At 39.3% G+C, this 8837-nt stretch carries 7 protein-coding genes; all 7 read right to left on the bottom strand.

Going from position 1 to position 8837, the window contains the following annotated elements; translation table 11 throughout:
- Nucleotides 1-812, bottom strand: an 812-nt coding sequence (locus tag ACIR310F_RS23175) for a hypothetical protein (RefSeq protein ID WP_231387603.1), incomplete at its 3' end; no start/stop codon positions are given.
- Nucleotides 813-1364: 552 nt separating this feature from the next.
- Nucleotides 1365-2348: a DnaJ C-terminal domain-containing protein gene (locus tag ACIR310F_RS0118675; protein ID WP_028085129.1), complete on the bottom strand. Its 984-nt coding sequence runs from the start codon at nt 2346-2348 to the stop codon at nt 1365-1367.
- Between the two features lie 116 nt (nt 2349-2464).
- Nucleotides 2465-2974 carry an AAA family ATPase gene (locus ACIR310F_RS0118670; protein ID WP_028085128.1) on the bottom strand — a complete coding sequence of 170 codons (510 nt, stop codon included), beginning with the start codon at nt 2972-2974 and terminating at the stop codon, nt 2465-2467.
- Between the two features lie 106 nt (nt 2975-3080).
- Nucleotides 3081-4370 carry a glucose-1-phosphate adenylyltransferase gene (locus tag ACIR310F_RS0118665; RefSeq protein WP_028085127.1) on the bottom strand — a complete coding sequence of 430 codons (1290 nt, stop codon included), beginning with the start codon at nt 4368-4370 and terminating at the stop codon, nt 3081-3083.
- Nucleotides 4371-4659: 289 nt separating this feature from the next.
- Nucleotides 4660-5136 (bottom strand): DUF29 domain-containing protein, encoded by a 477-nt coding sequence (locus tag ACIR310F_RS0118660; RefSeq protein WP_028085126.1) that lies wholly within the window; start codon nt 5134-5136, stop codon nt 4660-4662.
- 468 nt (nt 5137-5604) lie between these two features.
- Complete coding sequence (locus tag ACIR310F_RS0118650) at nt 5605-7332, bottom strand: ABC transporter ATP-binding protein (protein ID WP_028085125.1); 1728 nt, start codon at nt 7330-7332, stop codon at nt 5605-5607.
- A 207-nt stretch (nt 7333-7539) separates the two neighbouring features.
- The gene (locus ACIR310F_RS23165) at nt 7540-8598 is read right to left on the bottom strand and encodes a D-alanine--D-alanine ligase family protein (RefSeq protein ID WP_071604844.1); all 1059 of its coding nucleotides are present in this window, start codon (nt 8596-8598) and stop codon (nt 7540-7542) included.
- Nucleotides 8599-8837 lie beyond the last annotated feature (239 nt).

The raw sequence follows: 8837 nt of genomic DNA, 5'->3' as shown, positions 1-8837 counted from the left end.
TCCCCACCCCCGGCCCCTGCTGAGAAGGAGATGGGCATTTTATTCACGGGGTCATTAGGCTTTAAAAGGGAGTAACTTGTCACCACACCATAGGCACTGGAAGGTCTAATACTTTCATTACCGTACTGAGCAAAGGTTTTCCAGCCAGCAGCTACACCAATTTGATTGCTGCCTTTAGCATAGACAATGCGGTGAGCTTTGAAGTCAAAGGTACCATTAGAACCAAAGTTTTTGATACTACCGTTGTTGAAACCAAATTCTAGACCAACTAGTTTCTGGGAATTTCCTAAACCAAAACCGGCGCTAATACTCCCATCCAACTCCGTATCTCTGGTGCCGAAGAAGGCTGCTGATGTCCCTAGAAATGCGTCACCCATATTAGCCCCGAAGGCACTGGGGGCAGCAAAACTGAGTCCGGGTGGGTAGGTGGGCTTAGTTGGTGGTGCTACTTTGATCTTAATCAGGGGTTCAATTAGTAAATCCTGGCGGATTTTATTAACATCATCCGGATTACCGTCTCCTGTTTGTGCAATTAGCTGTGGTTGTTTTTGCTCAGGAACAGATGGCACTGTTTTTTCTAATTCTGCGGCGGCGACTACCTGTTTGGTATCGGTTACAGCAGTGGCTTTTGCAGTTTTATCTATGCTTAATTCGCTGTTCTGGTTTTCAGTTACTATGTCATCTGCGGCAGATGCGGAATTAACTGAAATGGCTGTGGTCAGGAACAAGGTGGGTAGGGTTAGCCATAAACCTAGATAGATAAACTGTATCCAATTATTACTTGGTATAACAGAATGCTTTTTGCTATTCAAAATATCACTCCTCACAAGATGTTTGTTATGCGGTGGCGAAAGTCTATATACAGATACTTGAATCTAGGACATCTGATGATATACCCGGACATAGAGTCCTAGAAACAAAAGTTTCTAACTCGGCAATATCGCGTTAACGCGCCGCTAGGCTAACGCTATACTTTGAGGAAAATCCCCAAAGCGCCCTTAATAGTTTTCTGGGCAAATGCCCTGAAGCTATTTTTCCCGGTGTGACTCGGAATGGGTAAACTGCAATACCGATACAAAAAAGCTAACAATTGATGTTAGTACGCAAATTAATACAATCATCAATCGCCTGCTATTGTACCATGAACCTAACTTTAAAAGCAAGCTAGATCATGAGAAAGTAAGTATATATTTTTGAATAGGGGTGTTCTCAGAAATAAAATACCCCGTTATGCTGTGACCAGATCCCATAAGGTAGGAAAAGAAGTGAAGCATTTTCGAGAGTTTTCACGACTCTGAATTATTAACAGGGGAGACAAAATGACAATTTTAGCTGATTTTTATGGGGAATATTGTCAACAATCTTTACAATTTAACTTGTGCCAAATGGCTGCGGGGGTTATAGGTACGGATAGCCCTGATTTTCTCATAGTATTCCCTTTCTTGGGGATTGAGGTCTTTTGGCGGAGCGATCGCTACTTTGACCAATTGATCACCGCGTCCACCTTTAGTTAGAGGCCAACCTTTACCACGTAGGCGCAGAGATTGACCAGAACGAACTCCTGCTGGTAATTTGACATTAACATGACCGTCGGGGGTGGGAACATCAATAGCTGCTCCTAATGTAGCTTCATCAGGGGTAATGAAGACTTCGCAGACGAGATGATCACCTTCGATTTGGAAAAAGGAATGGGGTTGTAATTCCACTTTCAAGTATAAATCTCCCCGTTGTTGGGTCTGATGGTTAATTTGGCCTTTTCCCTTAATCCGTAAACGAGTACCAGCTTTAGCACCAGCAGGGATACGCACATCAATAGTTTCGCTACCTAAACTAAATCGTTTTTCGACACCGGAAAATGCTTCACCTAAAGTTAAAGTAATCACTGCTTCTGTGTCTTGTGTTCTAGCAGCGTCTTGAAAAGAAAAATCGTTAAAACCCCCATATCTACCACCCGTTCTCCCGGTGGAGGTAGAATCTGCGGCGGTTTGTCGTCCACTGCGAGGGCCAGCGCCACCAAATAATTCATTTAAGAAGTCATTAAAACTGCCGTATTGTCCAAAGTCAAAGCCGCCCATATCAACACCAGGACCACCGGAGGGGAAACCTTGACCGGCTTGTTTCCAATATTGACCAAATTGGTCGTATTTTTTGCGTTTATCTGGGTCTGATAAGACTTCGTAGGCTTCATTTACTTCTTTGAATTTTGCTTCGGCCTGTTTGTTGTTGGGGTTAACATCAGGATGATATTTACGGGCTAGTTTGCGAAAAGCTTGTTTAATTTCTTCCGATGTGGCGGTTTTAGTAATTCCTAAAATTGCATAATAATCTTTAAAGTCGGTTGCAGCCATTTACTAGCCTCCTGTGGAAATTTAGGTTATGTTTTTTCTAAAATATAAGAACTACTGTTTTCTTGGTCTAATGCTCAAAAGAGTCTAAATATTAAATTAACAAAAAGTTCCCAAAGTTAAGTGTGGTTTTTGCCGAATGTACCAGGGAAATTCCCGCACTCTTGCCATTGTGAATAATAAATCAACTCATCTATTCCTTCTTCTAAGCTGGGAGGAGCATCCCGGATTTGGCGGTGCATTCGGAAAATGATGTGTTCGGGAACTTGACGCATTCGTCTTTGATTTCGGGCTAAACATAGCCAGATTGGCGTTCTGAGCCAAATTCCGGTAATGTGAGTCGAGCCAAAATCACGGGCTAGGGTAATCACTTCTCGACGATTTTTCCTTTGGGCGTTGGTAGCATCGAAAATCACTCCTTGATCTAGGTTTATGGCTTGTTGAAATTGTCGTTCTATTTCTTGCCAAATTAGCGGCCAAGCCCCTTGAATTGCTTCAGAACCAAAAAGCTGCCCCCGGATGGCATCTGTGGAAATTAGCTGCATCTGGGAGCATTCTGTTAATAGTTGTTTTGCTAAGGTTGATTTACCGCTACCAGGAAGACCAATCAGTAAAATTAATTTAGTCATTAGTCAGTGGTCAGTGGTCAGGAGTCAGTGGTCATTTGTCAGTTGTCATTTGTCAGTTGTTAGTGGTAAAAAAATCAGGAACAACCGACGACGAACAACTGACTAACTAGATGATTGTTCCATGGGGAATGACAGCATTTTTGAGAACGACGACAATGCCACTACGAATGTAGAAGCCTTGTTTTTCCCGTTCTGCTTCTTGGATGTTGTCTTTGTTGATGATTTTCACATCGTGACCAATGCGGGCATTTTTATCAATGATGGCACGACGAATAATGGTGTCTGTACCAATACCGACGGGAATATCATTTTCTTCTAAGCTACATTGTTTTTCGACAAATGGTTGATAATAGTCAGCCCCCATGATCAGGGTTTCTTCAATTGTAGATCCTGATTCTATCCGCGATCGCACTCCTAAAACTGAATGTTGAATACGGCAATCTTTCAAGATACAACCTTCACCAATCATAGATTCTGTGATTTGGCAATTCAACAGTTTAGAGGGTGGTAGATAACGAGCGCGGGTATAAATTGGTGCTGCTTCATCGTAGAAGCTAAAGGGAGGGAGGGGTTGCTTAGTTAAAGCTAAATTGGCTTCATAAAAAGATTCAATTGTCCCAATATCTTCCCAATAATCATCAAATAAGAAGGCCTGAACGTTATGATCCTTAGCTGCGTCGGGAATAATTTCTTTACCAAAATCAGTCCGTTCTAAAGATTCTTTTAGCAACTTAATCAAAACATCTTTTTTAAAGACATAAATCCCCATGGAGGCGATGTATCGCTGTAATTGAGCTTGTTCTGGCGTTAATCCTAATATGGTAGTATCAACACGCATTTGCGCTAAAGCTTCCCCTTTGGGTTTTTCGCTAAAGTCAATTACTCTTCCGGCTTGATTAATTTTCATTAAGCCAAAATCCGAAGCCCGACGATCATCCATGGGAATTACGGAAAGTGTAATATCCGCATTTGTATCTCTATGACGCTTGATAAATTGACGGTAATCCATACGGTAGAGATGATCACCAGAAAGAATCAGAAATTCCTCTACATCCCAATCCTGTAACATCCAGATATACTGACGCACAGCATCAGCCGTACCTTGAAACCAGTTCGGGTTTTCTGGGGTTTGTTGTGCTGCTAACACTTCTACAAATCCATCGCTAAACCCACTAAAGTTGTAAGCACGAGCAATGTGACGATTCAGGGAGGCTGAGTTAAATTGAGTGAGGACATAGATTTTGAATATTTCCGAATTGATGCAGTTGCTAACGGGAATATCTATTAAGCGATACTTCCCGGCTACTGGTACTGCTGGTTTGGCGCGAAGCTTGGTTAACGGATAAAGCCGAGTACCCGCACCCCCACCAAGAATAATTGCTAAAACTTTTTTCACAAAATTTCTCCCGACTGCTTTTCAATTCTCATCTACAGTTTAGGACTCTATGTAGCAACTGATAAAGATAAGAGTAAAGAATCTTAGGGATGAATTTTCAAGTGGGAGTTAATGGGGAAATATAGAACTTATGTACTATGATAACGGTTCTATAACGGTTCTATTCAGGATGTAAATTACATACAGCAGCTTTCAGCGGTCAACAGTCAGCAGTAAAACCCTTTAGTACAATGTCCTTTTGATTTTAGTTTGGCTCTCAAATCTGAAGTTAGGGAAAGAGGAAAAAATTTCAGCCTTGATTTTTTTCTATTGGCAACCAATCATCTAAAATTTGTGCTAATGAAGCAATGGGGATAAGAGGGAAGATATCAAGGGGAAGTTGAGAACGATCTGATGCTTCTAATCTAGCATCTTGATAACATTCGTCAAATATTTCTAAAATGTAAGGTTTTAAACTTGGACTATCTTTAAGAGATTTCTTAATCTGGTTGCGAAATGTCCTAATTTCTCCTAGCCAATGTCCCTGATTACGTTCTCTTTCACTATCCCAACATTTGAGTTTTAGTAGATGTACAAGCAACTTAGTTAATAAACTTTCAATTGCTCGTTTCTCACTTCTACCCATAGTTTCTAATTCTTCTAATAAATTCTCTAAATCAACCGCAGAAAATTGTCCTGTGCGAAGTTGGTTAATGGTTGTTCTTATCCACAGGTAATAGTCTTGGTCGTATAAGGTTTGAGTTGTGGTTTGTGCTGATGTAACCATATACTGGCGAAGATTTTGCTATTTATTCCATTTTAGCTTAATTGAGTGATTACTGTTATTACAGCGTTTTCCGCTCTGATGAGGTACAAAGTTGAATCATGAAACTCTTGTGCGGGCATCTTGCCCGCTAAATATGTACCTCATAAAACTCTTGTAGTGCTGTAACAGCAGCAATCAGAACATTAGTATCTAGAACTAGCTTCATGAAATTATCTCAAAAATTTCCTCATCGGTATAACCTGTTTAATTCTTGTCCATCAAATAAGAACGCAGTGTGCGGAATTGGTGGGTAAAGATGTAATCCTCAATGGCTTTACCAACCAAGCTATCAGGAGATACCTTGAGCTTGAGTAATTTCTAAAAGTGCTGCTTTTAGTTCTGGTTTAATGGTAATAGTGAGGGTATCTTGCATATTTTATCAGCCAGCTACATAATTAATTGTACAGTATCTATAAGGCATTGGCATACCTAAGCTGATACCACCTGCCAGAATGTCGAATATAGTCCATTTTGTGCAAGCAAATCGGGATGAGAACCAGAAGCAACTATACCTCCATTTTCTAAGACAAAAATCACATCTGCACGTAAAGCTTGAGTCAAGCGGTGAGTGATGACAATAACTGTGCGCTCCTTAGCAATTTGCTCAATGGTAGTGAGAATTTCTGCTTCTGTGACAGGATCTAAAGCTGATGTAGCTTCATCAAGAATCAAAATTGCCGGATTTCTCACCAATGCCCTAGCTAAAGCGATTCTTTGCCGCTGTCCCCCTGATAACTGTCCACCGCGATCGCCTACTGTTGTATTATAACCTTGAGGTAAAGATAAGATAAAATCGTGGATTTCTGCGGCTTTAGCTGCGGTTTCTACTTGTTCATCAGTGGCTTCTAAAAAACCCATACGGATATTTTCCCGCACTGAGCAGTTAAATAATATTACCTCTTGAGATACTAAACCAATTTGCGATCGCAGAGATTTTACAGTTACCTGACTTAAATCCACACCATCAAATAAGATTTTCCCCTCTTGAGGATCATAAAATCGCGTCAACAGATTCACAATTGTACTTTTACCCGCACCACTTGCGCCAACAAAGACGGCAAAATCACCTTGGCGAATTTTTAAAGACAGATTTTCAAGTCCTCTGCCATTTTCACTGTATTTAAACGACACATTATCAAAATAAATTGACTGTTCAAAAGCCTGTAAATCTACTGCTTCTGGCACATCCTGAATTGTAGGAACTTCTTCTAAAATTTCCTGGATACGTTGCATTCCTGCCGCACCATTGACTAAATGAGGTAGTCCCCAGCTAAAATAATTAATAGTAGAATTTAATCCGATTAATAACACCTGATTAGCAACTAATGTTCCCACTGAAATCCAATGCCAATATGTCATAATTGCGCTAATACCCAAAATTATTATCTGCACTAAGATAAAAGTAATTTCAGGAATTCTTTGCACTAAGTAAGATAAAAACTTGGACTTAACATATACCTGCTGCAATTCTCCTAATTGGCCAGTAAAACTGGCTGACATTCTGGTTTCTAGCCCAAATATTTTAATTACAGGTTGAGAAAGAATATTTTCTTCTATGACACTAGCAATATATCCTTCCTTTTCTCTGAGTTCATAACCTACCTCAGTTGCAAAACGGATAATTATAGTGGGTGCAAAACCACAAATAATTAAACCAACAGAACTCAAAATAGCTAATTTCCAATTGAGATAAAATAAATAAATACCTGAAAAAATCATATTACTAATATTTAGAAATATGACAGTCATGCCCTGAATAACACCGTATTCAACCTTTTCCGCATCAGCCAGAAACCGATTAACAAGATTCCCGGCTGAATTTCTGCCGAAAAAATCCATTGACAAGTTTTGAATATGAGCAAACAAATCCTCACGTAGTTTATTAAGAATGAGAATACTCAACCGGGCATCAAAATAATCAACTAGCAAAATAATGATAATTAAGAAAATTGCTCCTATACCAAGAAATAACAAAATAAGAATTAGCAAATCATAATCTTGGGGAATAATTGCCTGATCAATAATGAATTTAAAACTCACACCAATTCCGGCGTTAAATCCTGCCTCAAATATCCGACCAATTACCAAAAATAACGCCACCCATTTGTATGGATAAATATATTTGCTGACTGTTTTTATAAAACCAATAATATTCATTATATTTTCGTCAAAAGATTGTATTAAGTAGGTTGGCGTTGAAAATTGTTGTTATAGCAAGGCAAGAGGCAATAGGCAATAGGCAAGAGTAAAGAAGTTTTCAGCGATTTTACATTTATTTACACAGTTTGGTTTTATTGTGTTCACCTACTTACTATGATTTGATAGATATTTAAACTTGCTCATTCACTTTAATACAGACAGCTTTCAGCTACCAGCAGTAAAACAGCCTCGCTGCCAGGTTTTGTGATTATAAGGTTGTACCTCATTTACCTGCAATATGCTGTATCTTTGCCATGCTGCATTAACTATGGCACTAATAATTTCTGTATATGTCACACCTGCCAAACGCCCCATAATTGGTAAATCTGAGTAGATATGATCTAATCCTGGTAAGGGGTTGATTTCCAAAAAATGCAATACTCCATCAGCATCACAACGTAAGTCTACACGAGCAGCATCACGACAATCAAAGGTATGATAAACGTCTAGAGCTAGTTGCTCTGCTTGTATGGCTAATGATTCAGTATTTACTAGTAATTTATAGGCTACCCTCTCTAAATACTCCTTTTTATTCAAAGTTGTATAGGCCTCTGTTTCCGCTTGGTCTGTAAAAATTACTTCCATTACTCCCACTACTTTAGTATTACTGCCATTACCAATAATCCCTACAGTTACTTCTCGACCGGGGAGGAAAGTTTCTACAAGAATAGGTTGTTGAAATTGGCTGTGCAATGCTTGGTAAGTTGTAATTAATTCAGACTGTTCTTTAACTAAAGATTGACCAGTTATGCCTTTAGAACTACCTTCAGCCACGGGTTTGAAAAAAAGTGGTATGGGTAGGTTAATGTTAGCGGCTTCTGTAAGATTATTAACCACGATAAAGGGGGCTGTTGGTAAACTGCGATCGCGCACTATTCTTTTAGCCAATGCTTTATCTAAGGTCAAGGCACAGGTGAGAGGATCAGAAAATGTGTAAGGCTGGTCAAATAACTCACAAACTGCGGGAACTTGCGCTTCACGCGATCGCCCTTTTACTCCTTCAGCGATATTAAATACTAAATCCCAGCGTTTTCCATTTGCTAACCTCCGTGCCAGTTCTCTACCATTACCAATGGGTTCTACTTGATGACCCAAATCACCAAGTGCTTTTTCTAAACCGATGATTGTTTCTTCATCATCAAATTCCATCACTTCAGTAGTGCTGAAACCAGCCTTAATATATTCTATCTTCAAGTCATAACATAGACCAATAAATAACCCCATAAATCTCCGTGATCAACTTTTCATTCTTAACTTTAATATCCAACTCAGATTGGTTAATTGATAGAATATCCAATTATTCAATCTTTACTAAAGTTGGAGATATTTCTTCAACAACATCAAACCATATAGGAGATTGATTCTCAGGAGAACCATTATAGTTAGCAGTAATTTCTTCTCCTACTTCTATATTTCGGTAGACAATTAACTCTATCTCACATTCCACAAATTTCTTGACATAA

Source organism: Dolichospermum circinale AWQC310F, from assembly GCF_000426925.1.
GTDB lineage: Bacteria > Cyanobacteriota > Cyanobacteriia > Cyanobacteriales > Nostocaceae > Dolichospermum > Dolichospermum circinale.
The sequence above is the reverse complement of the archived record's forward strand: the minus strand, read 5'-3'. Positions and strand labels throughout refer to the sequence as shown.